Origin of the sequence: Limnohabitans sp. Bal53 (assembly GCF_003063355.1) — a bacterium.
Classification (GTDB): domain Bacteria; phylum Pseudomonadota; class Gammaproteobacteria; order Burkholderiales; family Burkholderiaceae_C; genus Limnohabitans_A.
In genome coordinates this window covers 105,384-132,022 of sequence record NZ_NESH01000004.1, presented here as the reverse complement: position 1 = coordinate 132,022, position 26,639 = coordinate 105,384, and the positions used below count along the sequence as shown (strand labels likewise).

General features: G+C 58.3%; 29 protein-coding genes. 18 read left to right on the top strand and 11 right to left on the bottom strand.

Annotated elements, in window-relative coordinates; all coding sequences use genetic code 11:
- Window positions 1-23: 23 nt before the first annotated feature.
- Window positions 24-4,130: an ATP-dependent RNA helicase HrpA gene (hrpA, locus tag B9Z50_RS11955; RefSeq protein WP_108364651.1), complete on the bottom strand. Its 4,107-nt coding sequence runs from the start codon at window positions 4,128-4,130 to the stop codon at window positions 24-26.
- A 91-nt stretch (window positions 4,131-4,221) separates the two neighbouring features.
- Here hrpA and argA point away from each other — a divergent pair, with 91 nt between their 5' ends.
- Window positions 4,222-5,568: an amino-acid N-acetyltransferase gene (gene argA, locus B9Z50_RS11950; protein WP_108364649.1), complete on the top strand. Its 1,347-nt coding sequence runs from the start codon at window positions 4,222-4,224 to the stop codon at window positions 5,566-5,568.
- Here the strand turns inward: argA and B9Z50_RS11945 are convergent, their stop codons facing one another.
- The 4 genes from B9Z50_RS11945 to B9Z50_RS11930 form a co-directional block, all read right to left on the bottom strand.
- Window positions 5,569-5,877 carry a 2Fe-2S iron-sulfur cluster binding domain-containing protein gene (locus B9Z50_RS11945; RefSeq protein ID WP_108364647.1) on the bottom strand — a complete coding sequence of 103 codons (309 nt, stop codon included), beginning with the start codon at window positions 5,875-5,877 and terminating at the stop codon, window positions 5,569-5,571. It abuts the gene before it with no gap.
- Window positions 5,874-6,926, bottom strand: coding sequence for an aromatic ring-hydroxylating dioxygenase subunit alpha (locus B9Z50_RS11940; protein WP_108364645.1), 1,053 nt, complete (start codon window positions 6,924-6,926; stop codon window positions 5,874-5,876). Before B9Z50_RS11940 ends, B9Z50_RS11945 begins: the two co-directional genes overlap by 4 nt.
- 3 nt (window positions 6,927-6,929) lie before the next feature.
- Complete coding sequence (locus B9Z50_RS11935) at window positions 6,930-7,709, bottom strand: GntR family transcriptional regulator (RefSeq protein ID WP_108364643.1); 780 nt, start codon at window positions 7,707-7,709, stop codon at window positions 6,930-6,932.
- A gap of 183 nt (window positions 7,710-7,892) precedes the next feature.
- Window positions 7,893-8,459: a restriction endonuclease gene (locus B9Z50_RS11930; protein WP_233249845.1), complete on the bottom strand. Its 567-nt coding sequence runs from the start codon at window positions 8,457-8,459 to the stop codon at window positions 7,893-7,895.
- Between the two features lie 200 nt (window positions 8,460-8,659).
- On the opposite strand from B9Z50_RS11930, the gene B9Z50_RS11925 reads away from it, so the two are divergent.
- Together B9Z50_RS11925 and B9Z50_RS11920 are read left to right on the top strand one after the other, a co-directional pair.
- Window positions 8,660-9,580, top strand: coding sequence for an ornithine cyclodeaminase family protein (locus tag B9Z50_RS11925; protein WP_158270669.1), 921 nt, complete (start codon window positions 8,660-8,662; stop codon window positions 9,578-9,580).
- Between the two features lie 79 nt (window positions 9,581-9,659).
- The gene (locus B9Z50_RS11920) at window positions 9,660-9,902 is read left to right on the top strand and encodes a hypothetical protein (RefSeq protein WP_108364640.1); all 243 of its coding nucleotides are present in this window, start codon (window positions 9,660-9,662) and stop codon (window positions 9,900-9,902) included.
- Here the strand turns inward: B9Z50_RS11920 and B9Z50_RS11915 are convergent.
- Window positions 9,899-10,366 carry a hypothetical protein gene (locus B9Z50_RS11915; protein WP_146183201.1) on the bottom strand — a complete coding sequence of 156 codons (468 nt, stop codon included), beginning with the start codon at window positions 10,364-10,366 and terminating at the stop codon, window positions 9,899-9,901. The two genes, B9Z50_RS11920 and B9Z50_RS11915, sit on opposite strands and share 4 nt — an antisense overlap.
- Before the next feature lie 240 nt (window positions 10,367-10,606).
- Between B9Z50_RS11915 and B9Z50_RS11910 the strand changes: the two genes are divergently transcribed.
- Entirely contained in the window at window positions 10,607-11,788 is a 1,182-nt protein-coding gene (locus B9Z50_RS11910; protein WP_108364636.1) for an FAD-binding oxidoreductase, read from the top strand.
- Window positions 11,789-11,790: 2 nt separating this feature from the next.
- Here the strand turns inward: B9Z50_RS11910 and B9Z50_RS11905 are convergent, their stop codons facing one another.
- Both B9Z50_RS11905 and B9Z50_RS11900 read right to left on the bottom strand, forming a co-directional pair.
- Window positions 11,791-12,144 carry a hypothetical protein gene (locus B9Z50_RS11905; RefSeq protein WP_108364634.1) on the bottom strand — a complete coding sequence of 118 codons (354 nt, stop codon included), beginning with the start codon at window positions 12,142-12,144 and terminating at the stop codon, window positions 11,791-11,793.
- Window positions 12,145-12,149: 5 nt separating this feature from the next.
- Window positions 12,150-12,518, bottom strand: a complete 369-nt coding sequence (locus tag B9Z50_RS11900) for a glutaredoxin domain-containing protein (RefSeq protein ID WP_108364632.1) — start codon at window positions 12,516-12,518, stop codon at window positions 12,150-12,152.
- A gap of 337 nt (window positions 12,519-12,855) precedes the next feature.
- On the opposite strand from B9Z50_RS11900, the gene B9Z50_RS11895 reads away from it, so the two are divergent.
- The 10 genes from B9Z50_RS11895 to B9Z50_RS11855 all read left to right on the top strand — a co-directional run bounded on the left by B9Z50_RS11895 (window position 12,856) and on the right by B9Z50_RS11855 (window position 20,918).
- Window positions 12,856-14,214 carry a site-specific integrase gene (locus B9Z50_RS11895; RefSeq protein WP_108364630.1) on the top strand — a complete coding sequence of 453 codons (1,359 nt, stop codon included), beginning with the start codon at window positions 12,856-12,858 and terminating at the stop codon, window positions 14,212-14,214.
- A gap of 299 nt (window positions 14,215-14,513) precedes the next feature.
- Complete coding sequence (locus B9Z50_RS18165) at window positions 14,514-14,711, top strand: AlpA family transcriptional regulator (protein WP_108364628.1); 198 nt, start codon at window positions 14,514-14,516, stop codon at window positions 14,709-14,711.
- A 14-nt stretch (window positions 14,712-14,725) separates the two neighbouring features.
- Complete coding sequence (locus B9Z50_RS17455) at window positions 14,726-15,043, top strand: hypothetical protein (protein ID WP_146183200.1); 318 nt, start codon at window positions 14,726-14,728, stop codon at window positions 15,041-15,043.
- A complete protein-coding gene (locus tag B9Z50_RS11885) occupies window positions 15,040-15,879 on the top strand; it encodes a plasmid recombination protein (RefSeq protein WP_108364626.1) in 840 nt (279 codons plus the stop codon). Before B9Z50_RS17455 ends, B9Z50_RS11885 begins: the two co-directional genes overlap by 4 nt.
- Before the next feature lie 97 nt (window positions 15,880-15,976).
- Window positions 15,977-16,756, top strand: coding sequence for a MipA/OmpV family protein (locus B9Z50_RS11880; protein ID WP_108364624.1), 780 nt, complete (start codon window positions 15,977-15,979; stop codon window positions 16,754-16,756).
- Between the two features lie 16 nt (window positions 16,757-16,772).
- Window positions 16,773-17,447, top strand: a complete 675-nt coding sequence (locus tag B9Z50_RS11875; RefSeq protein ID WP_108364622.1) for a response regulator transcription factor — start codon at window positions 16,773-16,775, stop codon at window positions 17,445-17,447.
- Window positions 17,428-18,726, top strand: coding sequence for a HAMP domain-containing sensor histidine kinase (locus B9Z50_RS11870; RefSeq protein ID WP_108364620.1), 1,299 nt, complete (start codon window positions 17,428-17,430; stop codon window positions 18,724-18,726). The genes B9Z50_RS11875 and B9Z50_RS11870 overlap by 20 nt, the downstream gene beginning before the upstream one ends.
- A 64-nt stretch (window positions 18,727-18,790) precedes the next feature.
- Entirely contained in the window at window positions 18,791-19,135 is a 345-nt protein-coding gene (locus B9Z50_RS11865; RefSeq protein ID WP_108364618.1) for a DUF4405 domain-containing protein, read from the top strand.
- Window positions 19,136-19,398: 263 nt separating this feature from the next.
- A complete protein-coding gene (locus B9Z50_RS11860; RefSeq protein WP_255418379.1) occupies window positions 19,399-20,481 on the top strand; it encodes a recombinase family protein in 1,083 nt (360 codons plus the stop codon).
- Window positions 20,478-20,918, top strand: coding sequence for a LacI family transcriptional regulator (locus tag B9Z50_RS11855; RefSeq protein WP_108364616.1), 441 nt, complete (start codon window positions 20,478-20,480; stop codon window positions 20,916-20,918). Before B9Z50_RS11860 ends, B9Z50_RS11855 begins: the two co-directional genes overlap by 4 nt.
- A 157-nt stretch (window positions 20,919-21,075) precedes the next feature.
- On the opposite strand, the gene B9Z50_RS11850 is transcribed toward B9Z50_RS11855, so the two are convergent.
- A complete protein-coding gene (locus tag B9Z50_RS11850) occupies window positions 21,076-21,978 on the bottom strand; it encodes a LysR family transcriptional regulator (RefSeq protein WP_108364614.1) in 903 nt (300 codons plus the stop codon).
- A gap of 113 nt (window positions 21,979-22,091) precedes the next feature.
- Between B9Z50_RS11850 and B9Z50_RS11845 the strand changes: the two genes are divergently transcribed.
- The 4 genes from B9Z50_RS11845 to B9Z50_RS11830 are packed head-to-tail and all read left to right on the top strand — an operon-like array spanning window position 22,092 to window position 24,413.
- The gene (locus tag B9Z50_RS11845) at window positions 22,092-22,721 is read left to right on the top strand and encodes an NADPH-dependent F420 reductase (RefSeq protein WP_108364612.1); all 630 of its coding nucleotides are present in this window, start codon (window positions 22,092-22,094) and stop codon (window positions 22,719-22,721) included.
- Between the two features lie 45 nt (window positions 22,722-22,766).
- Window positions 22,767-23,237, top strand: coding sequence for a DoxX family protein (locus B9Z50_RS11840; RefSeq protein WP_108364610.1), 471 nt, complete (start codon window positions 22,767-22,769; stop codon window positions 23,235-23,237).
- Between the two features lie 53 nt (window positions 23,238-23,290).
- The gene (locus tag B9Z50_RS11835) at window positions 23,291-24,106 is read left to right on the top strand and encodes a dioxygenase (protein ID WP_108364608.1); all 816 of its coding nucleotides are present in this window, start codon (window positions 23,291-23,293) and stop codon (window positions 24,104-24,106) included.
- Window positions 24,099-24,413, top strand: coding sequence for a hypothetical protein (locus B9Z50_RS11830; protein ID WP_158270668.1), 315 nt, complete (start codon window positions 24,099-24,101; stop codon window positions 24,411-24,413). The genes B9Z50_RS11835 and B9Z50_RS11830 overlap by 8 nt, the downstream gene beginning before the upstream one ends.
- A gap of 13 nt (window positions 24,414-24,426) precedes the next feature.
- On the opposite strand, the gene B9Z50_RS17615 is transcribed toward B9Z50_RS11830, so the two are convergent.
- On the bottom strand, window positions 24,427-24,699 hold the full coding sequence (locus tag B9Z50_RS17615) for a hypothetical protein (protein ID WP_158270667.1): 273 nt from the start codon (window positions 24,697-24,699) through the stop codon (window positions 24,427-24,429).
- A gap of 224 nt (window positions 24,700-24,923) precedes the next feature.
- Complete coding sequence (locus tag B9Z50_RS11825; protein WP_108364604.1) at window positions 24,924-26,609, bottom strand: electron transfer flavoprotein-ubiquinone oxidoreductase; 1,686 nt, start codon at window positions 26,607-26,609, stop codon at window positions 24,924-24,926.
- Window positions 26,610-26,639 lie beyond the last annotated feature (30 nt).

The following is a 26,639-nucleotide window of genomic DNA, read 5'->3' as shown; positions in this document are numbered from 1 at the left end:
CAGGGGGCCAGCGCATACACCCCTCAATGGTTCAACTGCCCCCAAGCCTTCTCCAGCCGCTTGATGCTGACCGGTTGCGGGGTGCGCAGCTCTTGGGCGAAGAAGCTCACGCGCAACTCTTCCAGTAACCAGCGGAACTCCAGCATGCGGGCGTCTTGCGCGCCCTTGCGTTCGGCCACCAGACGCCAGTAGCGTTGCTCTTGCGGTTTCAGCTCCGCCAGGCGCTGGGCGTCACGGGCGGGGTCGGCGCGGTATTTATCCAGGCGCAGGGTCACGGCTTTGAGGTAGCGGGCGCAGTGCTGCAGTTGCGGCCACGGGGTGGCGGCCATGAAGTTTTTGGGCATCAGGCGTTGCAGTTGCTGCGCGCAGTCTGCCGTCGCGTCGGGCGCGTTTTTGGTGTCTTTGATCTTGCGGGTGGCCGCGCCAAACTCCAGCAAGATGGTGCCCGCCAGCCGGGCCACTTCGTTGGCGATCAAGGTCAGACGCCCCCTGCCCTCGTCAATGCGGCGCTTGAAGGTGGTCTCGTCATTGGGCAGCGGGTCGAGCAAAAAGGCGCGGTCGAGTGCCACATCAATGATTTGGTTTTTGAGCTCGTCGGCCGTGCCCAGCGGCATGTAGGCCACGGCCATTTTTTGCAGGTCAGGGATGTTTTTCTCAAGGTACTTGAGCGCGTCTTTGATTTGCAGCGCAAACAAGCGGCGCAGGCCCGCGCGGTTTTTGGCAGCCGCCACATCGGGCTCGTCAAACACCTCGATGGTGACGGCGTCTTGCACGTCCACCAGCGCGGGGAAGCCGATCAGGGTCTGGCCACCTTTGCTGATTTCCATGAGCTCGGGCAGTTCGCCAAAGGTCCAGGCGGTGTAGCGCTGGGGGGGTGCGGGGGTGCGTTGGCTGGATTGCCGCGCTTCGCTCGCCATGACGGAACTACCGGCTTTGGCGGTGGCGGGTGCGCGTTGGGTGGATTGCTGCGCTTCGCTCGCAATGACGGCAGATGGGTCCACGTTGTTTTGAGGGGCATTCGCAGGTAAGGGACTGGCCGCGACTTTCAGCTGCGCCAGCGCCTGGAACGCGCCACGCGCCTTGGCCCCCAGTTCGCCTTTGAGCGCGCCCAGGTTGCGGCCCATGCCGAGCTGGCGGCCGTGCTCGTCCACCACCAGCAGATTCATGAACAAATGCGGGCTGAGCATCTCGTGTTTGAAATCGGTTCGCTTGATGTCGAGGCTGGTTTCGTCGCGGGCTTTTTTGAGCAACACGTCGGTGAGCGACCCGCTGCCAAACAGCTCGGGCACCGACAGCTCAGCGGCCAAGCGCGTGGCCGATTCGGGCAGCGGCACAAAGCGGCTGCGCGGGCGCTGCGGCAGGCTTTTGAGCAGGGCCTGGATTTTGTCTTTGAGCAGACCAGGCACCAGCCATTCGCAGCGGTCTTCGCTCACTTGGTTCAGCACAAACAGCGGCACCGTCACGGTGACCCCATCGCGGGCATCGCCCGGTTGGTGCAAATAAGTGGCCGTGCAATCGGTACCTCCCAAACGGATCTGTTTGGGGAAGGCTTGCGTGGTGATGCCTGCGGCTTCGTGGCGCATCAGCTCTTCGCGCGTCAGCATCAGCAGGCGTGGCTGCTTGATGCTCTCGTGCCGGTACCAGTCTTCAAGCAGGCGGCCGCTGCACACCTCGGGCGGGATTTGCTGGTCATAAAAGGCATAAATCAGCTCGTCGTCCACCAGCACGTCTTGCCTGCGCGACTTGTGTTCCAGCTCTTCGACCTTGGCGATCATCTTGTGGTTGGCGGCCAAAAAAGGCAGCTTGGTCTCCCACTGGTCGCCCACCAAGGCTTCGCGGATGAAGATGTCGCGCGCGCCGTGCAGGTCCAGCCGGCTGTAGGCCGTGCGCCGCCCGCTGTAAACCACCAGGCCATACAGCGTGGCCCGCTCCAAAGCCACCACTTCGGCGGATTTCTTCTCCCAATGCGGGTCGAGCACTTGTTTGCGCAGCAGGTGCGCGCCGACTTGCTCCAGCCATTGCGGCTCAATCGTGGCAATGCCCCGGCCAAACAGGCGCGTGGTCTCCACCAACTCGGCCACCACGATCCAGCGGCCGGGCTTTTTGGAGAGGTGTGCGCCGGGGTGCTTGTGAAACTTGATACCGCGTGCGCCCAGATAGGCTTCTTCGTCTTCCAGCTTGTAACCCACGTTGCCCAGCAGGCCCGCCAGCATGGACAGGTGCAGCTGCTCATAAGTGGCGGGCTGCGTGTTGATGCGCCACTTGTGCTCGGCCACCACAGTGAGCAGCTGGGTGTGTGTGTCCCGCCACTCGCGCACGCGCCGGATGTTGATGAAGTTCTGGCGCAGCAGTTGGTCGTATTGGCGGTTGCTGAGTTTGTGAGTAGGTTGGATGGTTCGGGCGCCGTCATCGCGAGGAGCGGAGCGACGCGGCGATCCATCCTGAATACCAATCGATTGCCGCGCTTCGCTCGCCATGACGGAGGATCTGTCATCGCGAGGAACGAAGCGATCCATGGTTTTCTGCCCGCTTGGCATGCTCGCACTTGACTTGACGTCAGAACGGGCAAGGGGCTCGCCACCCCGTGCGTCATGAATCCATTTCCACAGCTTCAGATACCCGGTGAATTCACTCTTGTCGTCGTCAAACTTCGCGTGTTGCTGATCGGCCTGGGCTTGCGCGTCCATCGGGCGGTCGCGCACGTCTTGCACGCTCATGGCGCTGGCGATCACCAGCACCTCTTGGAGCGCGTTGCGGCCACGCGCTTCCAAAATCATGCGGCCCACACGCGGGTCCAGCGGTAAGCGGGCCAGCTCTTGGCCAATGGGGGTGAGTTCGTTGTCGTCGTCCACCGCGCCCAGCTCGGCCAGCAGTTGGTAGCCGTCGGTGATCGCCCGTTTGGAGGGCGCTTCGATGAACGGGAAGTCTTCCACCACTCCCAGGTGCAGGCTCTTCATGCGCAAGATCACGCCGGCCAAGGACGAGCGCAGGATTTCCGGATCGGTAAAGCGCGGGCGCCCCGCAAAGTCTTTCTCGTCGTACAGGCGAATGCAAATGCCGTTGGCCACACGGCCGCAGCGGCCCGCACGCTGATTCGCCGCCGCTTGGCTGATGGGCTCGACCAGCAGCTGCTCGACCTTGCTGCGCAGGCTGTAGCGCTTGACCCGCGCTGTGCCCGCGTCGATGACATAACGGATGCCGGGCACCGTTAAAGACGTTTCGGCCACGTTGGTGGCCAGCACGATGCGGCGGCCGTTGGACGCTTCAAAAATCTGGTCTTGCTCGGCCTGCGAGAGGCGGGCAAACAACGGCAACACTTCGGCGCCTCGCGTGAGCGGCTGGTGTGCCAAGTGCTTGCGCAGGTGGTCGGCGGCTTCGCGGATTTCGCGCTCGCCGGGCAAAAAGATCAGGATGTCGCCCCCTGCCCCGCCTTGCCAAAGTTCATCCACGCCGTCTGCAATCGCGTCATTCAGGCCATAGTCACGCGACTCTTCAAACGGGCGGTAGCGCTGCTCCACCGGGAAGGTGCGGCCCGAGACCATGATGACCGGGGCCGGTCCGTTGCGCGAGGCAAAGTGCTTGGCAAAGCGGTCGGCGTCGATGGTGGCCGAGGTGACCACGATCTTCAGGTCCGGCCTGCGCGGCAGGATTTGGCGCAGGTAGCCCAGTAAAAAGTCAATGTTCAGGCTGCGTTCGTGCGCCTCGTCGATGATGATGGTGTCGTAGGCTTGCAGCAGCGGGTCGGTCTGCGTTTCGGCCAACAAGATGCCGTCGGTCATGAGCTTGACCGAGGCGTTTTTGGAGAGTCGATCCTGAAACCGCACCTTGAAGCCCACCACCTCGCCCAGCGGGGTCTTGAGTTCTTCGGCAATCCGTTTGGCCACCGAGCTGGCCGCAATGCGCCGGGGCTGGGTGTGTCCGATCAGCCGTGCCCGCTCACCCGGTTTGGCGTTGAGCTTGCCGCGTCCCAACATCAGCGCGATTTTGGGCAGCTGCGTGGTCTTGCCCGAGCCGGTTTCACCGCAGACGATGATGACCTGGTGTTGGTCCATGGCGGCCATGATTTCGTCACGGCGGGCCGAGACGGGCAGGCCTTCGGGGAAGTCGATTTGGAGGGGGGTGTCAGACAAGGCGGAAACTTCTGTGAAAATCAAGGCAAGAACAGCGGGGGATTATCCCAGCCCCGCGCCACCTGCCACTTTCGCCGCCGATTGACCACCCATGTCCACAGTCTTCAACTTCACCTTCGTGCCCTGGTTCCGGTCGGTGGCGCCTTACATCCACATGCACCGGGGCAAGACCTTTGTGGTGGGCATCGCGGGCGAGGCGATTGCGGCGGGCAAGCTGCAAAACTTGGCCCAAGACTTGGCGCTGATTCAAAGCATGGGTGTGAAGATCGTGCTGGTACACGGCTTTCGCCCGCAGGTGAACGAACAACTGGCGGCCAAGGGGCATACCCCCAAATACGCACAAGGCATCCGCATCACCGACAGTGTGGCGCTGGACTGCGCCCAAGAGGCTGCTGGCCAACTGCGCTACGAGATTGAGGCCGCTTTCAGCCAAGGCTTGCCCAACACGCCCATGGCAGGCTCCACCGTGCGGGTGATTTCTGGCAACTTCATCACGGCGCGGCCCGTGGGCATTGTGGACGGGGTGGACTTCATCCACTCGGGCCTGGTGCGCAAGGTGGATGTGGACGGTATCATGCGCACGCTGGACATGGGCGCGATGGTGCTTCTGTCGCCATTCGGGTTTTCTCCCACGGGCGAGGCCTTCAACTTGGCCATGGAAGAAGTGGCCACCAGCGTGGCCGCCGAATTGCAGGCCGACAAACTGATTTTTTTGACCGAGATCCCGGGCATCCGCATGCAGCCCGGCGAGCCGGCCAGCGAAGACAACCCGATCGACACCGAGCTGCCCCTGGCTGCTGCCAAGCAGTTGCTCGCTTCGCTGCCCACGCCGACCGAGCCGACCGACATTGGCTTTTATCTGCAGCACTGCGTGAAAGCGTGCGAAGAAGGCGTGGAGCGCTCACACATCCTGCCCTTTGCGGTGGACGGCTCGCTGCTCTTGGAGGTGTATGTGCACGACGGCATCGGCACCATGGTGGTCGATGAAAAACTCGAAGAGTTGCGCGAGGCCAGCGCCGATGACGTGGGCGGCATCTTGCAGCTGATCGAGCCGTTTGAGAAAGACGGCACATTGGTCAAGCGCGACCGCACCGAGATCGAACGCGACATCGACCACTACACCATCATCGACCACGATGGTGTGATTTTTGCCTGCGCAGCGCTCTACCCTTACCCCGAAACCAAAACCGCAGAGATGGCGGCGCTCACCGTGTCGCCCCAGTCACAAGGTCAGGGCGATGGCGAAAAGGTGCTCAAACGCATCGAGCAACGCGCCCGTGCCATGGGCCTCAAAAGCATCTTCGTGTTGACCACGCGCACCATGCACTGGTTCATCAAGCGCGGCTTTGTACAAGTGGACCCGGACTGGCTGCCGGAGGCCCGCAAACGCAAATACAACTGGGACCGCAAAAGCCAGGTATTGGTCAAAAAGCTCTGATCAGAGATCCAGCACCAAACGCGCCGTCTGGCTGCGCGAGCAGCAGATCAGCATCTGTGTGTTGGCCTCTTGCTCCTCTGGGGTGAGGAACATGTCCCAGTGGTCTGGGGTGCCTGCGATCACCTGGGTCAGGCAGGTGCCGCAAACGCCTTGTGAGCAGGAAAACGGCACCTCGTGGCCCGCGTCTTGCAGCGCGTTCAGAATGCTTTGCGTTTTGCCCACCTGTAAGGTCTGGCCACTTTTTTGCAAGTGGACTTCGAAGCTGCCGTCAGCGTTGATGGGGGTTTGGGTCAAATCGGGTGTGCTCATGCGGTGGTCTCAGAGGCGTTTTCTTGGGCCAGCAAACGGTCGATGATGCGACGCGACTGCACGCCGCCCGAGTCGATGTTGAGCATCAAAAGTTTGCGCTCAGGCCATTGGCTGATGTTGGCTTGCTGCAATTGCAGCATCTCCATGTCTTCGTTGAAGATGCCGCCTTGGCCAGCACGGATTTTGTCGGTCAGCTCGGCGTCTTCGGGCTTGAACTGGCGCGCCATGCCCCAGTGGTACCAATGCGAGGTCTCGGTCTCGGGGGTGATGAAGTCCACCACTACGCTGTAGGCTTTGACTTCAGGCGGCGCATCAAAGCCACCGTGTCCTGCCAGCGCCACGCCCACGTCGATCATGATGTGGCTGGGCGGCGTGAATCGGCAAATTTGCCAGCGGTCTACCTTGGCCTGCGGGTCCAGGCCATTGGCACTCATGGCCATTTGCCAAAACGGTGGCGCCTGAATGCCCGTCATGTGCCGCTGCAAAATGACCTGGTCACCCGCCACCGTGGTGGTGCAAGGCGTCTCGTCGATCTCAGGCTGACCAATGCTGTTAGCGTGCACATAAGTCTCGTGCGTCAGGTCCATCAGGTTGTCGACCATCAGGCGGTAGTCGGCCTTGACGTGGTACAGACCGCCGCCGTAGGCCCAAGCCGGGTTATCAAAAAACTCAAAGACCGGCATTTTCGCCTCGTCGGCTTGGGCTTGGTCACCCGGCCAGACCCAGACAAAACCATAACGCTCGACCACGGCATAAGCTTTGATGGCGGGAAAACCACGCACGCGCTGGCCGGGCATCTGCACGGTTTTGCCATCGGTGCCCATTTCCAAGCCGTGGTAGCCGCATTGCAAATGACCTTTGCAGACTTTGCCCAGAGACAAAGGTGCGCCACGGTGCGGACAAAAATCCTCCACCGCCGCCACACGGCCGTCCGGACCTTTAAAGAGGGCCATTTTTTCGTTGCAGATGGTGCGGCCCAGGGGTTTGTCGCCCAAGGCGTCGAGTTCGGCCACGGTGCAGGCCACGTACCAGGTGTTTTTGATGAACATGTTTCAGCGTTTGTTGCGGATGAGTTGGACCCCGGGTGTGACCGAGGCTTGGGGATTGAGCAGGGCCATGCCCAAGTGATGACGGGCAATGCGCGAATGCTCACGCATCAGTGATTCGGCCCGGCCCGCTTCGCGCTGGGCGATGGCCTGCAGCACTTGGCGGTGCTGGTGCTGGGCCACCACCAGGGTGTCGCGGGCATCGGGGCTGTGGGCCTGCACGCCCACAAAACCCGATGGCGAAGCAAAAGGCAAGCCCGAGGCGCGTTCGATTTCGCGCGCCAGCAAGGCGCTGTCGGCCATCTCGGCCAGCAGCTTGTGGAAATGGGCATTGAGACGCACATAGCCCGAAAAGTGCGCATCGTCTAGGCTACCGGGTTGCAGCAGAGAATCGATCTGGTCCAGGCAGGCGCTGGCTTCTTGCAGCAGGGCTGGGCGCACACCACGCTCTGCGGCCAAGCGCGCGGCCAGGCCCTCCAAGGTGCCTCGCAGCTCGATGGCGTCGGCCACTTCCCGCTCGGAAAAAGTGCGCACCGCATAACCACCACCAGGCAGCGCTTGCAGCAGGCCTTCTTCGCCCAAGCGCATCAGAGCAGCGCGAATGGGGGTGCGCGACATGCCCAAGCGTTCCACCAGCGCCAGCTCAGCAATGCGGGTGCCCGCTGGCAATTGCCCCGCCAAAATCAGCTCGCGCAGACGCTGCTGGGCCTTGACCGCTTGCGAGCCGCCTTCAAGCTCGCTGTCAGGGCTGTCGGTGTGCGGGGCACAAAGGGGGGTGATGGGCATACGGCTGTTCAAATAAAAGCCGTATTAAACCACCTTCAAGCCCACAGTTGTATACAGGAAATGCATTTTCCATCAAATATTGCTCAATATTTGAGCAAAAACGCACTTCCTGTATACCAAAAAGCCCCACTCAGCGCCCTGATCCCATCACTGTGCGAACGGATTCGTTCACGGATCAGTGACTCAAATACCTTTGAGCACGTCTGCAGTCAGCGCGACCAAGTCGGCCTCAGCAATCAGGCTGATGCGGTTTTGCACCGCGAAGTCACGCGCTTTCACGCTCACTTGGCCCAGACTGATGCACACGCTGTGGCTGGCTCCCAGTGTGTCGCGGTGGCTCACCAGTTCACGCAAGGGCTCAACGCCCATGGCAGCGGCCTTCCAGCGTTTGGAACTGACCACGGTACGCACACCCTTTTTCTCAAGCAGCATATCGGCTGCGCCCGTCAAGTGCGTGACGGTGTATCCCTGCCGGGTGAAGGCCGTGTCGAGCACCACCGAAAAATCTCGCCAGTTCATGCCCGAGAGGTTTTTCAGCGCTTTCTCCACCATCGCGGGGCTGGGCAAGTTGCGCTGGCGCCACATGGCCATGCAACCGATCACAAAGAACGGAAAGCCCCCCAACATGCCCACGCCAGCATATTCATCGGGCAGCAACGCCCCAGCCACCAAGGCAATGATGGCCACCAACAAAAAACTGATCCACCAAGGCGAGCGCAACAACACCGCAAACAATGATTTCTCAGACATCTTGAATTTCACACGCAACTCCGCTCGGTCATGGACCACAAAGGGCTAAATTGTCCACGATCCCCATGCCCTGAACTTTGTGCGTCCATCCGGCAGGCCATGCCTGGCCTCAGGCCCAATCGAGCAGGTGACTGCCCATTCGGTCCAAGCGTGTTGGAATGGGCACTTGTTCACCCTATTCCTGGTCGTGGAGAAACCCCATGGTTCATTACTTTGACGAAGCCCGCGTTCAGCGACTGCTGAGCGTGCCTGATTTGTTGCAAGGCGTACGCGAAGCCTTGGTGGCGCTGAGCCTGGGCCAAGTGGTTCAGCCGCTGCGCATGGTTATGCCCATTGGCGAGGCACGCCATGATGGCCTGCTGTTTTTAAAACCTGCTCAACTGGGCGATGCCTTGAGCACCAAGCTCATCACCTTGGTGCCAGGCAATGCACAAAAGGGCTTGCCCACGCTGCTGAGCACCATCATGCTGATGGATCCGGCCACGGGCCAGACGCTGGCGGTGATGGAAGGCAACACGATCACGGCCATGCGCACAGCAGCGGCCTCTGCCGTGGCGGCAGACGCGCTGGTGCCGCGCACCCCGCAGGTGGTGGCCATGCTGGGCAGCGGCGTGCTGGCCCGCAGCCACGCACAAATGCTGCGTGCAGTACGAGAGGTTTCCGAGATTCGGGTCTGGAGTCCCAACGCGGCCAACGCACAGCAATGCGCACACGACATTGGCGGCGTGACCTGCGCGAGCGCCGAAATGGCAGTGCGCGGGGCCGACATCGTCTGCACCGTGACCAATGCCAGCGACCCGGTTCTGCAAGGCGCTTGGCTCAAACCCGGCGCATTTGTGGCGGCTGTGGGCGCGCCCCGCCCCACTTGGCGCGAGTTGGACGACGCGGCCATGGCCAATTGGGTGGTGGCCGATCAACGCGAAGCAGCCGAAAAAGAGTCAGGTGATGTGCTGCTGTCAGGCGCCAGGGTTGCCGCAGAGATTGGTGAGGTGTTGTGTGGGCGTGCGGCTGCGCCCCCTGCTGGCACCACCATCGTTTTCAAATCACTGGGCCAGGCCGTGGAAGACACGGTGGCAGCAAGGCTGGTGTACCGCGCCGCCTTGGCCGAACTGAGCGACTGAAACCCCGACTGCAATGGCAGCCCTGCAAACACCACACTTCAACAACAGCTCAAGTTCAGGGCTCTGGTGTCGATTCTTCATGAATCGCTTCATCAAGCCCATGCTGACCATCACCAAATCGCCTGAAAAATTCGACATCCCTGTTCGACACAGGTATGTGTTTCACGGCATGGAAATCGGCGACAGCTTGTTTTTTGACGATTTCAAATTGGCTGAAAACGCACGCATCGCAGCCATTCAGTTCGTCAAGCGCAATCGTTTGTGCTGGAAGTTCGGTATCCGCAAGATGCACGACGGCTGGCGCATCTTCCGGATGGTTTAACGGCCCGAGCAGGTGGTGATGTTGCAAGGACAGTCATAGATGTCCCCCACGATCGTGGTCAAGTACCGGGAACTGCCGAGATCTGTGCCTTCACGCAAGATGATTTCCTGGTTGCCCGTGATGTAGGCGCTCTCAATGCTGTCCACTTCAGAGTGGTGCACCACCGTGACCCATTTCCCCCCCATCATGTGAGCCCGGTTTTTGAACAAGTTCAAAGCCGATGTGAAGTCGGTGTTGGTACGGATGCGGTAGCGTTGGATGAGCGAGCAGCTGTTCACCGTTGCATACACCTGCGAGCCCACAATCACCGATCGCGATTGAGGTGTTTCTTGATACAGGATGTCTGGCTGAATCAAGGTCGCATCCCCATAAGAAGGACCTTTGCTCGACACGCGCACGTCAACTGTCGCGCAACCGGTCAGTGCCACGGCACACAAAATAGCGATGAGTGAAGTTTTTGTCATGATGTCCAAACCGGGAAAAAATGACCAACCACTGCAAATCTGCTGATTGGTCGCCTTTATTATCACTTTTATCATTTGCTGCCATCCATGAGGCCCCATGTAACATCCGTAACTTGTTGCCTTTGGAACCCATTTGTCATCGGATGCCTTGAGGCCACATCTCCCTGATCAACACAGCAACTGTCATATGACCAATTCGCGCACTTTGAGCGCACAACACCCCCCTGAAAAAGATCACCGATGAACACTCCTAAAACAGTGGCCGATGTGGTGATCGTAGGCAGCGGCGTGATGGGCGCAGCCACGGCCTATTGGTTAACCCGTTTGCAGCCTGGGTTGCAGGTCACGCTGGTCGAGACGGATACGCGTTACGAAAAAGCTTCCTCGTCGCTGTCGGCCAGCTCTATCCGCCAGCAATTCACCTGCCCCGTGAACATCCGCCTGAGTCAATACGGCATCGCTTTTTTGCGTGAGGCCGATCAGCACCTGGACCTGCCCGACCACCCGGTGGCGCTGGGCTTACAAGAACCTGGCTATTTGTACCTGGCCCAGCCCGAGCAAACGGCCGCCCTGCACACGGCACACCAGATTCAAAAACAGGCCGGAGCCGATGTGGCCTTGTTGGGCCCCGAGGCCTTGCGCCAGCGCTTCCCTTGGCTCAACGTGGACGATGTGGCCTTGGGCAGTCTGGGCCTGAGCGGTGAGGGCTGGTTTGATGGCCCTGCCCTGCACCAAGCGTTCTTAAAAAAAGCCATGGCCCAAGGTGTGCAGCGCTTGCACGACCGGGTGGTGGGCCTGGAGCACACCCACACGCAAATCAAGGCGGTGCGGCTGGCCAGTGGCAGCCTCTTGCCCTGCGGCCAAGTGGTGAATGCAGCGGGGCCTTGGGCCGGTGAGGTGGCTGCCATGGCCGGGGTGCAGCTGCCCATCGAGGCAGCGAGGCGAACGGTGTTTGTGCTGTCTTGCCCCGAGCCGCTGCCGTTGTGCCCCTTGTTGATCGACCCCGAAGGTTGGTGGCTGCGACCTGAGGGCCGGTTTTTGATCAGCGGCGCAGAGCCCAAACACACCCTGCCTGGCCTGCCGCTCGACCCCGACTGGAGCGAATGGAACGACGAACAATGGGCCTCGCTGGCACACCGCATTCCTGCCCTGGCGGCCCTGCGGGTGGAGCGGGCTTGGGCGGGTTACTACGAGATGAATACCTTCGATCACAACGCCGTGATCGGCCCACACCCAGAGCTGCGCAACCTGTTTTTCATCAACGGTTTTTCAGGCCACGGCATGCAGCATGCGGCAGGGGCAGGGTTGGCTCTGGCCGAATGGATGCTGCAGGGAAAGGCGATCACCATAGCCGTCGATGAACTGGGCTTTGAGCGGCTGCTGCAAAACAGCCCATTGCGCGAGTTGGCGGTGATTGGCTGAGGCTAAAGATCCTCTCTCGCTTCGATCTGCAAGCGCTGCACCACCGAGCCCCGGGTGCCAGCCACTGCGCGGATGCGCAAGGCCGGACCGGCTTCGAGCACCACGCGGCAGTGGTAATCGAGTCCATCGGTCTGGCCCGGACAGTTGCTGGCGATGCGCCTGTGCCACTGCCGTTTGCCGTCGATCTCCAGCGTCACTTCGTGCCAAGCCTGTGCATGGTCTTCGGGTACGAGCACCACAAGGCTCACATCGATGTCGAACGTGCGTGGCCGCTTCAATGCGCCGGGAATGTTGAGCACGGCCACCGCATCGCCCACCTCGGTGCGCCAGAACTCGGGTTTTGCGCTGGCCGCCATGAACTTCAGGCTTGCAGCAAAGTCTGAAATTCGCCGCTGTCAATCAGGCGGCGCAGGTCATCGGCACCGCCGATTAAAGTGCCACGAACAAAGACCATCGGAAAAGTGGGCCAGCCGGTCCACATCTTCAAGGCATTGCGCAAACGCCATTGCGAAAAATAGCTGCCCAACTCAATGTATTCATGCGCCACGCCCGCTGCGGTCAATGCTTTGCGGGCTTTGCCGACAAAAGGATTTCCTGACAAGCCCACGACCACCAGGGCGTGCTGGGCGACGGCGGTTTGCACCCGCTCGATCACCCGCTGGTGGTGTTCGGCAATGCGTTGTCGGATGGCAGGATGGATGGCCGATTCGGCCAGTATGGGTCTGTTCATGGGTTCACTCGGGTGGTTCGGACCAGGAGAAGCAGCATCGGTATGGGCTGACACACCATGAAAAACGGGTTACAACTTTGTGAGCTGTAACCCGTTGATTTCAAAGATAAATGGTCGGCGTGGCGGGATTCGAACTCGCGACCCCTTGCACCCCATGCAAGTAACAGAGCTTCCACAGAAGTTTTAGTACTCTGAGTTATCCACAAAAAACTCCGAAAAATCAATGACTTAGGCAGATTCAAAGAAAAACATTTGTCCATGATTGTTCCAAGAAGTACACTGAAAGCCTGTCCAGCGGTGTGGCTAACAGTGTGGCTAAATTTCCAAGGGGGTGACTATGGCGCTTATAACGGTCAAAGAACTACAAGCACTGACCGAACGTCAAAACGGTCAGCGCATTAGCATGGGGGAATCCCTTTACGGCTCGGTCAGAGCAGTCCAAGACGGAGCAATCAGTGTTCATGTGGTGTGGAGGTACAAGATACATGGGAAGGTCCGACAGGTGGCCATTGGAACATGGAAAGAGTCGGGCGGAAAGTCACTCAAGGAAATTCGGGAAATCAAAAACCGCCTAGCCACCGACAGAGCCGATGGCAAAGACCCAATCACAGAAAAAGAAGCTGCCCGCCTAAAAAAACAAGCGGATCAGATCGAAGCCAAGCAAACTCAAATCACCCGCCTGCAAGAACTCGCAGCCAAAGACGCCAGAATGACCGTCAGGGGCTTGTTTGAACTTTGGCAACACACAGACTTAAAGAAGCGCCAAGACCGGGGCAGCGAGGCCACGAGGGCATTTGAGCGTGACGTTTTCCCCTTAATTGGTGAATTGGCAGCGACTGACGTTAACAAATCACACATTCAAAGCATCATCGACACCATGCTGAGCCGTGGCGTTAAGCGCATGACCGAAAGGGTTTTCAGCGACCTGCGCCAGCTTTTTGGCTTTGCATTGGACCGCGACCATATCGAGGTCGACCCAACTGCTCGCATCAAGAAACATAAGATCGGCGGCAGCGTCGAACGTGACCGGGTTTTATCTGAGGCTGAGCTGGTACAGTTTTTTAAACTATTGCCCTTTTCAGGTCTTACGGAAACATCACAAAACGCCCTCCTCATTGCCATATCCACCGGGAGTCGCATTGGCGAAACACTAAAGGCACATTGGCAACATGTTGATTTTCAGCGAAGAACATGGACTCAGCCTGAAGTATCAGCCGCTGGAAGGTTTACAAAAAATGGCAAACGCCATGTCATACATCTGAACGACATGGCTCTGAGGGCGTTCGAGGCCTTACACCAGAACAGCGGTGCGACACAATGGGTTTTCCCAAACGCCCGCTTAAATGGGCCTGTCGACCTAAAGACCGTTTCTAAGCAGGTGGCAGATAGGCAGCGTGGTGATATTGAACGTATGAGTGGCCGCACCAAGCAAACCAACGCGCTGGCGCTGGCAGGAGGCAAGTGGACTCCTCACGACTTACGGAGAACAGCTGCCACCTTAATGGGTGATTTGAATGTTTTGCCTGAAGTGATTGATCGATGCCTGAATCACACCGAACAAAACAAAGTTAAGCGCATTTACCAACGGGCGCAATATGAAGCCCCTATGCGTGAAGCCTGGACGAAACTAGGAGTGCGTTTAGAGTTGCTAATAAACAAACCCGTCAATGTGGTGACATTGGCACGGGCAGCCTAGACGCCCCTATAAAACAATAATGAATTAAAAATACTATTGATACAAGAAAAAAATATAGAAACCAAGGGTTATCCACAGTTTTATCTTCTAGACAAATATGGTAGGGAAGATAGAATTAATTCCGTCAGCTACTTTTATGGGCTGACAAGAGCCATATAAAAAGGAGCGGTGACCACCGGCAAGTGGTCCCGCATCCAGATTCGAAACAACATCTCGAACCGCTTGTGAGCAGTTTGATTTTAGATTGTTTCGGATCATATGGGTAATTTGAAAACCCTTAGAACTTTTTAAGGAATTTTATGAATCCGATAACAATCACCCTTTTATCCCGCCAAAGCGTTCAAACTCGCACAACCCTGAGTCGCTCAAGCCTTTACGCAATGATCGCAAAAGGGGAATTTCCCTCGCCCATCAAGATCAGCGGTCGGCGTGTGGCATGGCCCGAAACAACGGTTAACGACTGGATTCAATCTCGCATTGAATCAAGCAGCATCTAACCGAGGGCAATTCCATGAGCAACAAATTCATGACCGAAAGGTCAGGGTTACACACGCCAAAAAAAACAAAGCTGGCGACGATTTTGACCTTATTGGTTAGCGGCCGAAGTCTAAACACATTTGAGGCCGAACACCATCACGACCACTGCCTAAATACAACCGTCAGCACGCTGCAAAACGGGCATGGAGTTGTGATCGATCGAGAGCGTGAAAGGGTTTCATGCCTGCGCGGAGCGGCAACGGTGAGCGTTTGCCGATATTGGCTGAATACCAAGCCCGACAACATTAGTCGGGCGCGTGACCTGCTGGCCAAGCTGGAGCGCACAACATGAGCGGCCCCAATACCTACATCTACGAGGTCAAGGGGATTGGCCTGTCTGAGCGCAAAGACCCGCATACAGGGATTAAACGAAAACCCCAAACCCTACGAATGGCGGCACGGCATAACTTGCGCGAAATTCAAGCCGAAAACGGCGCTGATTACGGCAAACTAGACCCAACACGCTCACACCTGAATGAAATTCTGGCAGGACCCGACAAGGCCAGTGAAGTGGTCATTCTGAACAATCAGTTGTTTGCGACGGCGGGCGAAGACCCTTCAAAACAGCGAAAGGACTATGTTCAAGCAAGTGAACACCTACTGAGCCTTGCACCAGGACAAGAAGAACGGGGGTTTTTCAGTGTCATGGTGGAATGTTTCAAAGGCATCTATGGGGCCGACAACATCCTGAGTGCGACAGTTCATCGTGACCAAGAACAGCCGCACATTCATATTCTTGTATCTCCGATAAAGGGCGGCGCTTATCACGGCGGAAAGTTACACAACAACACTCAAACAAATCTGAACAAAGTGCTGATAGCACAAGCTGCAAAACCTATAGGTTTCACACCACCACTGACATGGAAGGTCAAAAAACAGCACATAAACGAGATGGCGGCATCAGTTATCGCAACTTTGGAATACCACCAACACCCGATACTTAATGACCCGGCATGGCCAGCGTGGTTAAAGACCATCAACAACGACCCGGCTCCATTGTTTAAATTTTATGAGTTGGACACGGCGACCATACCCAGAACAGTGGCACAGGAAAGACTGCAAAAACCTATAGGTATCGGCGCAGACGGAGCAAAAGGGCAATACCCCATGCGCCCGGTTGTGCCATAAGGGATACACCCAATTCAACTACTGCCTTGCCCAGTAACAGTCAGGTAAGACGGGCGAACTTAGCATCAGCACCCTCTTCATTCAAAATCGTTTTCCCATGAACTCAACACTTCGCTTCCCTTGCCTCTGCGCCACCACCTTTGCACTGTGTCTCGCAGCTGCCCCGGCCTGGGCAGACGGCCCGGACCACGGCGAGGGAGAGGGTTCTCGCATGGGATTGGGCCTGGGGGTGGTCAGTGAGGTCTCGGCCTACCGCGGCGTGGGCACCGACACCAAGGTGGTTCCGATGTTCATGTTTGAAAACAGCTATGTGCGCGTGTTTGGCCCCAATCTCGACCTCAAACTGCCGTCTGCCGGCCCTGTGTCTTTCGCGCTGACAGCCAAGTACGACGAAAATGGCTACAAAGCCAGCGACGCCACCGAGTTGCAAGGTATGGCCGAGCGCGAAGGCGGTTTTTGGCTGGGCGCCAAAGCGAAGTGGGACACGCCTTGGGCCGAATTGTCCGCAACCGCATTGGGCGATGCATCCAACAAGAGCCGTGGGCAACAACTCGAACTGGAAGCCTCCAAGAGTTTTGGCCTGGGCAACCGGGTGCGCCTTGAACCCCACCTCGCCCTGACTTGGCTCGACAGCTCGTATGTCGACTATTACTACGGCGTGGGCGCAGGCGAAGCGAAAACCGGGCGGGCCGCTTACACCGGCACCTCAACGGTGAATACCGAGCTGGGACTGCGACTGAAAACCAACCTGGCGCCTGGGCACATGTTGATGATGGACGTGAAACACACCTTATTGGGCTCGAGTATCAAAGACAGCCCGCTGGTGGACCGCAACGGCGTATCGACCGTGTTCGTGGCCTACGTGCACCAGTTCTGACCCATTGTCGCTGCCCATGCACCGTGTACTCCTGCTGGAAGATCACACCCGTCTTGCCGCTTTGGTGCGCCACGCGCTCGAAGGCGCAGGCCTGGCCTGCGACGTTGTCGAGCGCGCAAGCGAAGCGTGGACCGCGTTGCATGCCGTGGACTACGCCGCCGTGATCATTGACCGAGGCCTGCCCGACGGCGACGGTCTCGACCTGGTTCGCCGGCTGCGGACCGCACAAAGGTTCACGCCCTGCCTGATCCTGACGGCGCGCGACGCCTTGCACGACAGAGTAGACGGGCTGGAAGCCGGTGCGGACGACTACCTGAGCAAACCCTTTCCGATGGCAGAGTTGGTGGCGCGGGTTCGCGCACTGCTTCGGCGGCCACAACACCAGGTGGCGTTGAGCCCCATGTGGTGTGGCGTGCAGCTGCTGCCCGAACAAGGGGTCATGGTTTGCGGCAGTTCAACCTGCTCGCTGCCCAGAACCGAGATGCAGATCATGCTGACACTTTTCAAAAGCGAGGGGGCCCCGGTTCGGCGCAGCGCCCTGGAGGCGGCGGCCTGGGGTGCGCAAGAAGCCGTGACCGCCAATGCGCTGGACGTTGCCTTGCACCGGTTGCGGCGCAAACTCGACAATTTGGGATCAACCCTGTTGATCAACAACATCCGTGGAGTCGGCTATGCCGTGGTGGAAGGCTGAGTGGGGCCAGAGCCTCACCGTCAAGCTTCTGGTGACCTACCTGGTCGCCTGGTTGTTGACGCTGGGAGTTTTGGGCGTGGCATTCTGGCTGCTGTTGAACGATGTGGAAGCGCACAAAGCGCAAGAGGCCACGAGGGCGATCAGCAAAACCATTGCTTTTGACGCTCAGGGTGCGCCTGCGGGGATGGATGTGCGCGGGGACCTGACATGGCTGCCCGAGGCGTTGCCGCTGGATTTCTCGTACCGGGTGGCCGACTTGTCGGGCCGCGTGTACCTGGCGTCTAGCTCCCTCGAGCCCGCGTCAATCAACGCTCAGCCCCAGATGCATGTCCATACGGTGGACCTCGTTCACCAAGGAACCACCTGGAAAGTTACGGTCCGCATCAGCCACCGCCTGATGGCGTTGATCACAGCCTATTCCACGAAACACATGGAGGGCGCAGCACTGGCCGTGGTGGGTTTGTCGATTCTGTTGCTGGGCCTGGTGCTGGTTTTCACGGTTCAGCGCCTGTTGCATCCACTGCGAAAAGCGTCCCACCAAGCCATGCAGATCGGCCCGCAATCGCTCGCATCCCGTTTGAGCGACCAGCATTTGCCCAGCGAAATTCAACCTCTTGTCCATGCGTTCAACGAAGCACTGGATCGCCTGGAAGCGGGGTTTCGCAACCAGCAACGTTTCCTGGCAGATACGGCCCATGAGCTGAAAACACCGCTGGCACTTTTGCGGGGGCAGATTGAAATGGGTGGCCCCGAGCAAACCGAGCAATTGCTGGATGACGTGGACCACCTCGCACGGCAGGTACAACAACTGTTGCTGTTGACCGAAGTCAGTGACGCGAGCAATTTCAAACCCGAAACCATCCACCTGTTGCGCTTGGCGCAAGAGGTGCTGGCCTTCCTGAGTCCGCTAGCGGAAAAGCGCGGCATCCGGATGATTCTGAATTTTGACGATTCTCGCGCGTATACGAAAGGCGATCGCATGGCGCTTTTCGTGCTTCTGAAAAACCTGCTCGAAAACGCAGTGAAATTTTCTCCACAAGACAGCACGGTAACGATCAACCTGGGCATAGGTTCACTGACCGTGTGCGACGCCGGGCCTGGCATCGCGCACGACCATCTGCCGCTGGTATTCGAGCGCTTTTGGCGCAGCCCGGAGAGGCGCCATGAAGGGGCCGGGCTGGGCCTGGCCATCTGCAAAGAGATCGCTGTTTCCCATGGCTGGCAATTGTCGGTTCGAACGCTTGAGCCGGGTACCGAGTTCTCACTGCATTTCGGCTGAGGCAGCTTTGCCTGAAGCCGCTTCTCCCTCCCCTCCACTCCACTCCACTCCACAAAGGATCCACATGCTCCGAAAACTGTCCGCTATTGGTTTGTTTGTCTCGTTCCTGGCCATGTCCAGCTCAGGATTGATGATGTTCTTCATCGAAAAACCTTCGTTCACGATCCAGATGCACCCTGTGCACAAGCTGTTCGGGCTGATCATGATCATCTCGGTCGTGGCCCACCTGAGCTTCAATTACAAAGGTTTGCTCAACCACATGAAAAACCGCGCAGCGGCCTGGGTCGGCGGGGTGCTTGTTGTCTTGCTGGTCGCGTTGTATGGCGTCGCCATGAACAACCAAGTTCCAGAAGATCTCGCCCAGCAGATGGACGAAGCCGCTGCAAAAGCAGAAAGTGCAAAGAACTAAAAATGAAAGCAAAGACTGTGGTGAACAAGTACCGTTAAGCTTTTTTTTCCGCAGCTGACGGCTGAGCACGGTCTCGACTGCCGTCAGCTGGTCACACGCGGCTACTGGAAAAAGGGCACAACCGATCATCCCGATCAAGACACTGGCGACTGACAGGCTACACGGCCGCTGCGTTCGACGCGCTGGCCGATAAGGCGGAGCAGCCAACAGTGGCCACAACAACTTAAACCAAACAGCCTCCTCGAAACCCGGGCCGATTCAGCCTGGCCGACTTTTCCAAGATGGTCGAAGTCTTTGAGCGCCAGGGCGTGTCCTTTGTGTCGGTCACCCAGCAATTCAACACGACCACCAGCATGGGCCGCTTGATGCTCAACGTGCTGCTTTCCTTTGCTCAGTTCGAGCGCGAGGTGACTGGCGAGCGCATCAGGGACAAGATTGCCGCCAGCAAGCGCAAGGGGATGTGGATGGGCGGCATCCCCCCGATTGGCTATGACGTTGCCAACCGGCGTCTGATTCCCAATGAGGCCGAAGCCAAGACGATCGCGCACATCTTCCAGCGATTTGTGGAGCTGGGCTCGACCACCAAGTTGGTCAAGGAATTACGGCTGGACGGGGTGACATCCAAAGCCTGGACCACCCAGGACGGTCGAGTCCGGGAGGGCAAGCCGATCGACAAGGGGCTGATTTACAAGGTCCTGAACAACCGCACCTACATGGGTGAGTTGCGTCACAAGGAGCTTTGGTATCAGGCGGAGCACCCGCCGATCATCACGAAGTCCTGTTGGGATGATGCCCATGCCATTCTTAGCACCAATGGCCGGGTGCGGGCCACCACGACCAGAGCCAAGACGCAGTACCTGCTCAAAGGCATCGTCTTTGGCAGCGACGGCCGCGCGATGTCGCCATTTCAAACTGCTAAACAAAACGGTCGCCGCTACCGGTATTACGTGCCGCAGCGCGACATCAAGGAGCACGCCGGTGCATCGGGCCTGCCCCGCATGCCAGCGGCGGAGTTGGAGTCGGCGGTGCTGGAGCAACTGCGCGGCCATTTGCGCTCGCCGGATGTGGTTAAAGAGGTTCTGCCGCAGGCCCAGAAATATGACCCAACCTTGGACGAGGCCATCGTCACAGTGGCCATGAAGCGGCTTGATGATGTCTGGGACCAATTGTTCCCTGCCGAGCAGATGCGGATTGTGCGATTGCTGGTCCGCCAGGTGAATGTCTCGCCCAACAACATGTCGATGGATTTGCATCCCACAGGTATCCAGCGACTGGTGCTTGAGTTGCATCACAAGAAACTGCAACCCGAGCCAGCCATGGAATTGGCAGCGGAGGCCATGGCATGAGCGAGATTCAAATCAGATCCACTGGCACCACGGAAGTGATCCAGTCCAGCGACGGACGGATCACGCTTTCGGTACCGATTCAGATCAAGCGCCGCAGCGGGCGCAAACAAATGACGCTGCCTAACGGGCAATCAGGGCAGCCGGGCAAACTGCTGAGGCCATGGGACGTGGCGGCCACACCGCTGCAACTGGCGCTGGCTAGGGGCCACCGGTGGCTGGCCATGCTTGAGTCCTGCAAGGTAAAGAACCTAACTGAAATTGCAGCGCTGGAGGGTGTCGACAACAGCTACGTGAGCAGGATGGTGAACCTGACAACGCTGGCACCTGACATCGTCGAGCCGATTCTGGAGGACGCGCTGCCGGACCACCTGACGCTGTTTGATCTTGCGGTGGATCCGCCTGCGCTGTGGGAGGAGCAGCGGTTACGGATTTCGTAAGACTGTAAAAGGATAGTGATGGCGACTGACTCAAAGGCAGCGAGAACCGTCTTTACTTTTGCCGCTCAACCGACTGCCCTCGGCCAAGTGCAGACATTTACGAAAGACTGCTCATAAGACTTGAATTTTGTGAACCCCCACAGCAGCTGGCTTCGAATTAAATAACTGTCCATGGCGCTGCTTTGAGCCTCTCATCAAGAAACTCAATGAGAGCCCTCACCTTTGGCAGCACAAACTTTCGTGTGGGATAGACCGCGTAAATCCCCAGCGTTGCTGCCTGGTACTGTGGCAGGACTTCCACAAGCGCACCGCGTCGCAGCTCTTCGTCAATCAAAAATGTCGGCTGAAGCTGGATGCCTGCTCCCTGCACACAAGCGGCGATGCAGCTGTCGCCGTTGTTTGACCAAAACCGAGGGCGTACCTTCACGCTCACTGGCCCATCAGGTCCTTCAAACTGCCACTGATCACCTGTGGCCAGGAGGCTGTAGCCCACCACATCGTGTGTAGCTAAATCAGAGGGATGCGCAGGCACACCTCTGCGCTCTAAATACGAGGGCGCCGCACACAGCACCAGCCGCGTAGCTGCGATCTGGCGCGAGATCAAGCTGGAGTCTTCTAAGCGCGCGATACGAATAGCTAGATCAAAACCTTCATCAACCAGATCAATCAATCGATCGGCGAGCTGGACGTCCAGGTTGAGCTGAGGGTGAAGGTCTAAAAAATCTGGCCACAAGGGCGCCATGTGCCGGATACCGAAGCTGACAGGCACGCTCACTTTCAGCAAGCCGCTGACAGAAACGCTGCGTGTGGTGATCTCGACCTCGGAGGCTTCAATGCTTGAAAGGATTTCGCGACAGCGAGCCAAAAAAACCTCCCCCTCGGGCGTCAGCGAGAGCCTGCGGGTGGTGCGATGCAGAAGTCGCACACCCAGTCGCTGCTCAAGTTCGGAGACATACCGCGAGACAGCGGCTTTGGACATATCTAGGCTGTCAGCCGCTCCAACAAAGCTGGAGGCTTCGACCACGGCCGAGAAGACGCGCATTTCCTGATATTTATCCATTGTTCCGATATTTTAGACAGTTCATTAATTTATCGCATGTTTATCTTTAATTCCGAACTCAATACAGTTGAGTCCATGCCCGCAGTGCGGGTCCAACCCAGAAAGGAAACATCATGAAAGTTCTCGTTATCGGTAGCGGCAACATGGCCGCAGGCTTCGTCAAACAACTCAGCGCCGCAGGCCATCAGGTCCGTGTTGCAGGTCGCGATCAGGCCAAAGCCCAGGCGCTGGCCAAAGAGCATGGCGCTAGCGCCGTGGATTTGGCGGTTGCGGCCCAAGGCATGGACGCTGTCGTGGTTGCAACCCCTTATGAACAAGCCGTTGCTGCCTTGCACAGCGTGGGCAACCTGTCGGGTCAAGTGGTCATTGACATCACGAACCCGCTGACGGCCGATTACATGGGCTTGACCCTGGGTCACAGCACCTCCGCAGCCGAAGAAATCGCCCGCGCTGTGCCTGAAATCGAAGTCGTCAAAGCCTTCAACACTGTCTTTGCCCAAGTGATGGCTGAAGGCGCCGATTTCCGCACAGGCCAGAAGGTCTCGGTGTTTGTCGCCAGCGATAGCGCACGCGCCAAGCAGACCGCATCTTCGCTGGCTGAAAGCATGGGCTTTCAGGTGGTCGACGCGGGTGGCCTGAAAAACGCTCGCTATCTGGAACCCTTGGCGGGACTGAACATTTATTTGGGCTATGGCGCAGGCCTTGGTACCAGCATCGCACCCACTTGGATTCGCAAGGCCTAAAAACTGTCACTTCAAACCATACCCAACCAAATTAAAGGAAACATCATGACCACTAATCTCAACATCACTTCACCTGTCTCGATCGTGCAGCGCGTGCTCTCGACCGATGACAGCCTGGCTCCCTTGGCCTTGCGCCTTGCAGGCGGTGCCATCTTTGTTGCCCATGGCGCACAAAAACTCTTTGGTGCTTTTGGCGGCTACGGCTTAGAAGGCACGGGCCAGTTTTTTGACTCCGTTGGCCTGAGCCCAGGTTACCTGATGGCCTTGCTGGCTGGCGCAGCCGAATTCTTTGGCGGCCTAGCGCTCATCATTGGATTGCTGGTGCGCCCGGCTGCTGCTGCGCTAGCTTTCGCCATGCTGATTGCCATTTTTGCGGTGCACTTCAGCAAGGGTTTCTTCCTTGACAAAGGTGGCTATGAATACGCCTTGGCGCTGTTCGCTCTGAGTGTTTCGCTGCTTGCCTCTGGTGGCGGTCGCGTATCCGTCGATCGTGTCTTGAGCACCAAGAGCGAATGAGAGCGAAAAAGAACGAGCCGACACATTGATCCATCTTGAACTGGAGTCTGAACATGAGCACGATGCCTTCTTTGTTTATCTCGCACGGTGCGCCTACCTTTGCCATGGAGCCAGGTCTGGCGGGTGCCCAGTTGCGTGCCTTGGGCCTGGCTCTTGGTAAGCCCAAAGCCGTGGTGGTGGTTTCGCCGCACTGGATGACACCAGGTGTTCAGATCACGGCCACTGAGAAGCCCCAGACGGTTCACGACTTCGGAGGCTTTCCGCGCGCGCTTTATGACCTGCAGTACCCCGCTCCTGGCTCGCCTGAATTGGCAGTTCAGATCCAGCAGCGACTTGCTCAAACGGGCATCACAGCGCAGCTGGATCTACGTCGCGGCCTGGACCATGGTGCCTGGGTGCCATTGATGCATCTCTTCCCCGAAGCCGATGTGCCCGTGGTTCAGGTGTCGATGCCATTCGATACCGACGAGGCTAAAGCATTCGCATTGGGGCAGGCACTCGCTCCGTTGGCCCAGGATGGTGTGCTGATCGTTGGCTCGGGCAGTCTCACGCACAACCTCTACGAATTTCGCACGGGTGAAGTGCAAGAGGCGAGCTATGCCAAAGAGTTTTCAGCCTGGGTAAGGCAAGCGGTGCAGAGTGGAGATATGACTCGCCTCGGTCAGACCATAGAACTTGCACCGCATGCAAAACGTGCGCATCCCACGACTGAGCACTTCCTGCCGTTGTTGGTAGCTGCTGGTGCAGCGTCTGCCCAAAGACCGGTGACCGTCCTCAACGGGGGAATTAGACACGGCGTGCTCGCGATGGAGTCGTATGTCTTTGGCCTGCAGTTAGAACTGGAAGTTTTGGAGAATGAACATGCATGAAGACTCAATCCTGATAGCTCACCCAGAAGCCTCAACTCAACTCGTTCTGTTGTTTCACGGTGTTGGCTCATCGGCGCGAGACCTCGCACCGGTTGGTCGTGCGTTGGCACAGGCTCAACCGCAGGCGACCGTTGTCAGCGTCGACGCGCCGCATCCACCCCAACTGGGTAGAGGCAAGGAATGGTTCTCAGTGGTGGGTGTTACTGAAGAAAATCGTCCTCAACGGATTGCGCAGGCCATGCCGATGTTTCTCGAGACGATCAGCCATTGGCAGCACAAAAGCGGGATTGTGACCTGCCCCCTTTAGCCGTACCACTGAATTAGAAGTTGGTCTGCAGGTTCAAGGTTATTCCAAAATTGGATGGTTGGTGTTTGCCGCAGCACATGAATTGATTCGGTGCTGTTGCGCGAATTGAGCCGGTGGTGTTGATTGGCGTTGAAAACTGATCAATTTCATTGAAGACCCACGGGATTGAATCGCCAATGAGTCTACTCGGGCGTGCAAATTCGTCTCGGCTGACCTTGCAAGCCAATGAAGCCGCAAAGACGAGTTTGCACACCTTGGCCAGATGCCTTCTCAGGGTCGACAGCATGATCGCGCGGCTGCAGTTACCGGCCTGGCCGGATGGCCGCTGTCGGCTCTGACCGTGAGATGGAAGTTCCGGCCACTTCCAGTCATACGATCGATCAGGAAATCGCCATGCGTAGGACCAGTTTCAGATTGCAGCCGCCCTAGGTTGAAGGCCGATAGAACCTGCTCATTCTCCAAAGCAGTCACTCACTGCTATTGCGACCTTGATAGCAACGAAGTTGTGCGTTACATGCCTGCGTAGTTGGGGCCGCCACCGCCTTCGGGCGTGACCCAGACGATGTTTTGCGTGGGGTCTTTGATGTCGCAGGTTTTGCAGTGCACGCAGTTTTGCGCGTTGATCTGCAGGCGGTCGGTGTTGTCTTCTGCTTTCACAAATTCGTACACGCCGGCGGGGCAATAGCGTGCTTCCGGCCCGGCGTACTTCGCCAGATTGATGTTCACCGGCACGCTGGCATCTTTCAGCGTCAGGTGGGCCGGCTGCTGCTCTTCGTGGTTGGTGTTGGAGACAAAGACGCTGGAGAGACGGTCAAAGGTCAGCTTGCCATCGGGCTTGGGGTAGCTGATCTGCGGCATCTCGGCAGCCAGTCGCAGCTTGGTGTGGTCTTTGACGGTGTTGTGCAGCGTCCAGGGTGGGGTGGCCACGCCGACCTTGGGCAGGAACCAGTGTTCCACGCCGGTCATGAGCTTGCCCATGAGCGGGCTCTTCTTGAACCAGTTCTTGAAGTTGCGGTAGGTCCAGAGTTCATCAAACAGCCAGCTCTTCTTGAAGCCTTCGGGGAAAGCAACCAGTTCGTCTCCCTGGCGGCCAGCGGCCACCGCCTCAAACGCCGCCTCGGCACAAAGCATGCCGCTCTTGATGGCGGCATGGCTGCCCTTGATGCGGGCTGCGTTCAGGAAGCCTGCGTTGCAACCGACCATGGCGCCGCCTGGGAACACAAGTTTGGGCAAGGCTTGCGGCGTGCCGTTGTTCAGGGCGCGTGCGCCATAAGAGATGCGCTTGCCGCCTTCGATGTGGGCCTTGATGGAAGGGTGGGTTTTCCAGCGCTGCATTTCTTCAAACGGCGACATCCACGGGTTCTCGTAATCGAGGCCGATGACATAACCCAGCGTGACTTTGTTGCCCTCGAGGTGGTACAGGAAGCCGCCGCCGAAAGCGTCGTCGTTCAGCGGCCAGCCGGCGGTGTGCACCACAAGGCCGGGCTTGGCTTTGTCGGCTGGAACTTCCCACAGCTCTTTGATGCCGATGGCAAAAGTCTGTGCATCGGTGCCTTCGTCGAGCTTGTATTTGGCGATGAGCTGTTTGCCCAGATGGCCACGCGCACCTTCAGCGAACACGGTGTATTTGGCGTGCAGCTCCATGCCAATCTGGAAGCTGTCCATGGGTTCGCCATCTTTGCCCACACCCTGGTTGCCGGTGGCCACGCCTTTGACGGAACCGTCTTCGTCGTAAAGCACTTCGGCGCCGGTGAAGCCGGGGAAAATCTCCACGCCCAAGGCCTCGGCCTGTTCGCCCATCCATTTGCTGACCGCGCCCAGGCTGATCACGTATGCGCCGTGGTTGTCGAAGTTGCGCGGCATCAGGAAATCGGGTGTGCGCTTGGCACCGGTCTCACTCAAGATCAAGAGGTCGTCGCCCGTCACCGGTTGGTTCAGTGGCGCGCCGAGTTCTTTCCAGTTGGGGAAAAGCTCGGTGAAGGCTTTGGGGTCCATGACGGCCCCGCTCAAGATGTGGGCGCCCGGCTCTGAGCCTTTTTCAAGCACGCAAACGTTGATCTCGCTGCCTTTTTCTGCCGCGAGCTGCTTCAAACGGATGGCGGTGGACAGGCCTGCCGGGCCACCACCGACGATCACCACGTCGTACTCCATGGCTTCGCGGGGACCGTAGGTGCTGAGGATGTCTTGTGGGGTCATGGAATCACTTTGGTTGGCTTGGGTGCTGCT

Bases quoted from the DNA above. Each gene is read 5' to 3' on its own strand.
- argA (WP_108364649.1), top strand. From the start codon at position 4,222: ATGTCCACAGTCTTCAACTTCACCTTCGTGCCCTGGTTCCGGTCGGTG.
- B9Z50_RS11945 (WP_108364647.1), bottom strand. From the start codon at position 5,877: ATGAGCACACCCGATTTGACCCAAACCCCCATCAACGCTGACGGCAGC.
- B9Z50_RS11940 (WP_108364645.1), bottom strand. From the start codon at position 6,926: ATGTTCATCAAAAACACCTGGTACGTGGCCTGCACCGTGGCCGAACTC.
- B9Z50_RS11935 (WP_108364643.1), bottom strand. From the start codon at position 7,709: ATGCCCATCACCCCCCTTTGTGCCCCGCACACCGACAGCCCTGACAGC.
- B9Z50_RS11930 (WP_233249845.1), bottom strand. From the start codon at position 8,459: ATGTCTGAGAAATCATTGTTTGCGGTGTTGTTGCGCTCGCCTTGGTGG.
- B9Z50_RS11925 (WP_158270669.1), top strand. From the start codon at position 8,660: ATGGTTCATTACTTTGACGAAGCCCGCGTTCAGCGACTGCTGAGCGTG.
- B9Z50_RS11920 (WP_108364640.1), top strand. From the start codon at position 9,660: ATGAATCGCTTCATCAAGCCCATGCTGACCATCACCAAATCGCCTGAA.
- B9Z50_RS11915 (WP_146183201.1), bottom strand. From the start codon at position 10,366: ATGACAAAAACTTCACTCATCGCTATTTTGTGTGCCGTGGCACTGACC.
- B9Z50_RS11910 (WP_108364636.1), top strand. From the start codon at position 10,607: ATGAACACTCCTAAAACAGTGGCCGATGTGGTGATCGTAGGCAGCGGC.
- B9Z50_RS11905 (WP_108364634.1), bottom strand. From the start codon at position 12,144: ATGGCGGCCAGCGCAAAACCCGAGTTCTGGCGCACCGAGGTGGGCGAT.
- B9Z50_RS11900 (WP_108364632.1), bottom strand. From the start codon at position 12,518: ATGAACAGACCCATACTGGCCGAATCGGCCATCCATCCTGCCATCCGA.
- B9Z50_RS11895 (WP_108364630.1), top strand. From the start codon at position 12,856: ATGGCGCTTATAACGGTCAAAGAACTACAAGCACTGACCGAACGTCAA.
- B9Z50_RS18165 (WP_108364628.1), top strand. From the start codon at position 14,514: ATGAATCCGATAACAATCACCCTTTTATCCCGCCAAAGCGTTCAAACT.
- B9Z50_RS17455 (WP_146183200.1), top strand. From the start codon at position 14,726: ATGAGCAACAAATTCATGACCGAAAGGTCAGGGTTACACACGCCAAAA.
- B9Z50_RS11885 (WP_108364626.1), top strand. From the start codon at position 15,040: ATGAGCGGCCCCAATACCTACATCTACGAGGTCAAGGGGATTGGCCTG.
- B9Z50_RS11880 (WP_108364624.1), top strand. From the start codon at position 15,977: ATGAACTCAACACTTCGCTTCCCTTGCCTCTGCGCCACCACCTTTGCA.
- B9Z50_RS11875 (WP_108364622.1), top strand. From the start codon at position 16,773: ATGCACCGTGTACTCCTGCTGGAAGATCACACCCGTCTTGCCGCTTTG.
- B9Z50_RS11870 (WP_108364620.1), top strand. From the start codon at position 17,428: ATGCCGTGGTGGAAGGCTGAGTGGGGCCAGAGCCTCACCGTCAAGCTT.
- B9Z50_RS11865 (WP_108364618.1), top strand. From the start codon at position 18,791: ATGCTCCGAAAACTGTCCGCTATTGGTTTGTTTGTCTCGTTCCTGGCC.
- B9Z50_RS11855 (WP_108364616.1), top strand. From the start codon at position 20,478: ATGAGCGAGATTCAAATCAGATCCACTGGCACCACGGAAGTGATCCAG.
- B9Z50_RS11850 (WP_108364614.1), bottom strand. From the start codon at position 21,978: ATGGATAAATATCAGGAAATGCGCGTCTTCTCGGCCGTGGTCGAAGCC.
- B9Z50_RS11845 (WP_108364612.1), top strand. From the start codon at position 22,092: ATGAAAGTTCTCGTTATCGGTAGCGGCAACATGGCCGCAGGCTTCGTC.
- B9Z50_RS11840 (WP_108364610.1), top strand. From the start codon at position 22,767: ATGACCACTAATCTCAACATCACTTCACCTGTCTCGATCGTGCAGCGC.
- B9Z50_RS11835 (WP_108364608.1), top strand. From the start codon at position 23,291: ATGAGCACGATGCCTTCTTTGTTTATCTCGCACGGTGCGCCTACCTTT.
- B9Z50_RS11830 (WP_158270668.1), top strand. From the start codon at position 24,099: ATGCATGAAGACTCAATCCTGATAGCTCACCCAGAAGCCTCAACTCAA.
- B9Z50_RS17615 (WP_158270667.1), bottom strand. From the start codon at position 24,699: ATGCTGTCGACCCTGAGAAGGCATCTGGCCAAGGTGTGCAAACTCGTC.
- B9Z50_RS11825 (WP_108364604.1), bottom strand. From the start codon at position 26,609: ATGACCCCACAAGACATCCTCAGCACCTACGGTCCCCGCGAAGCCATG.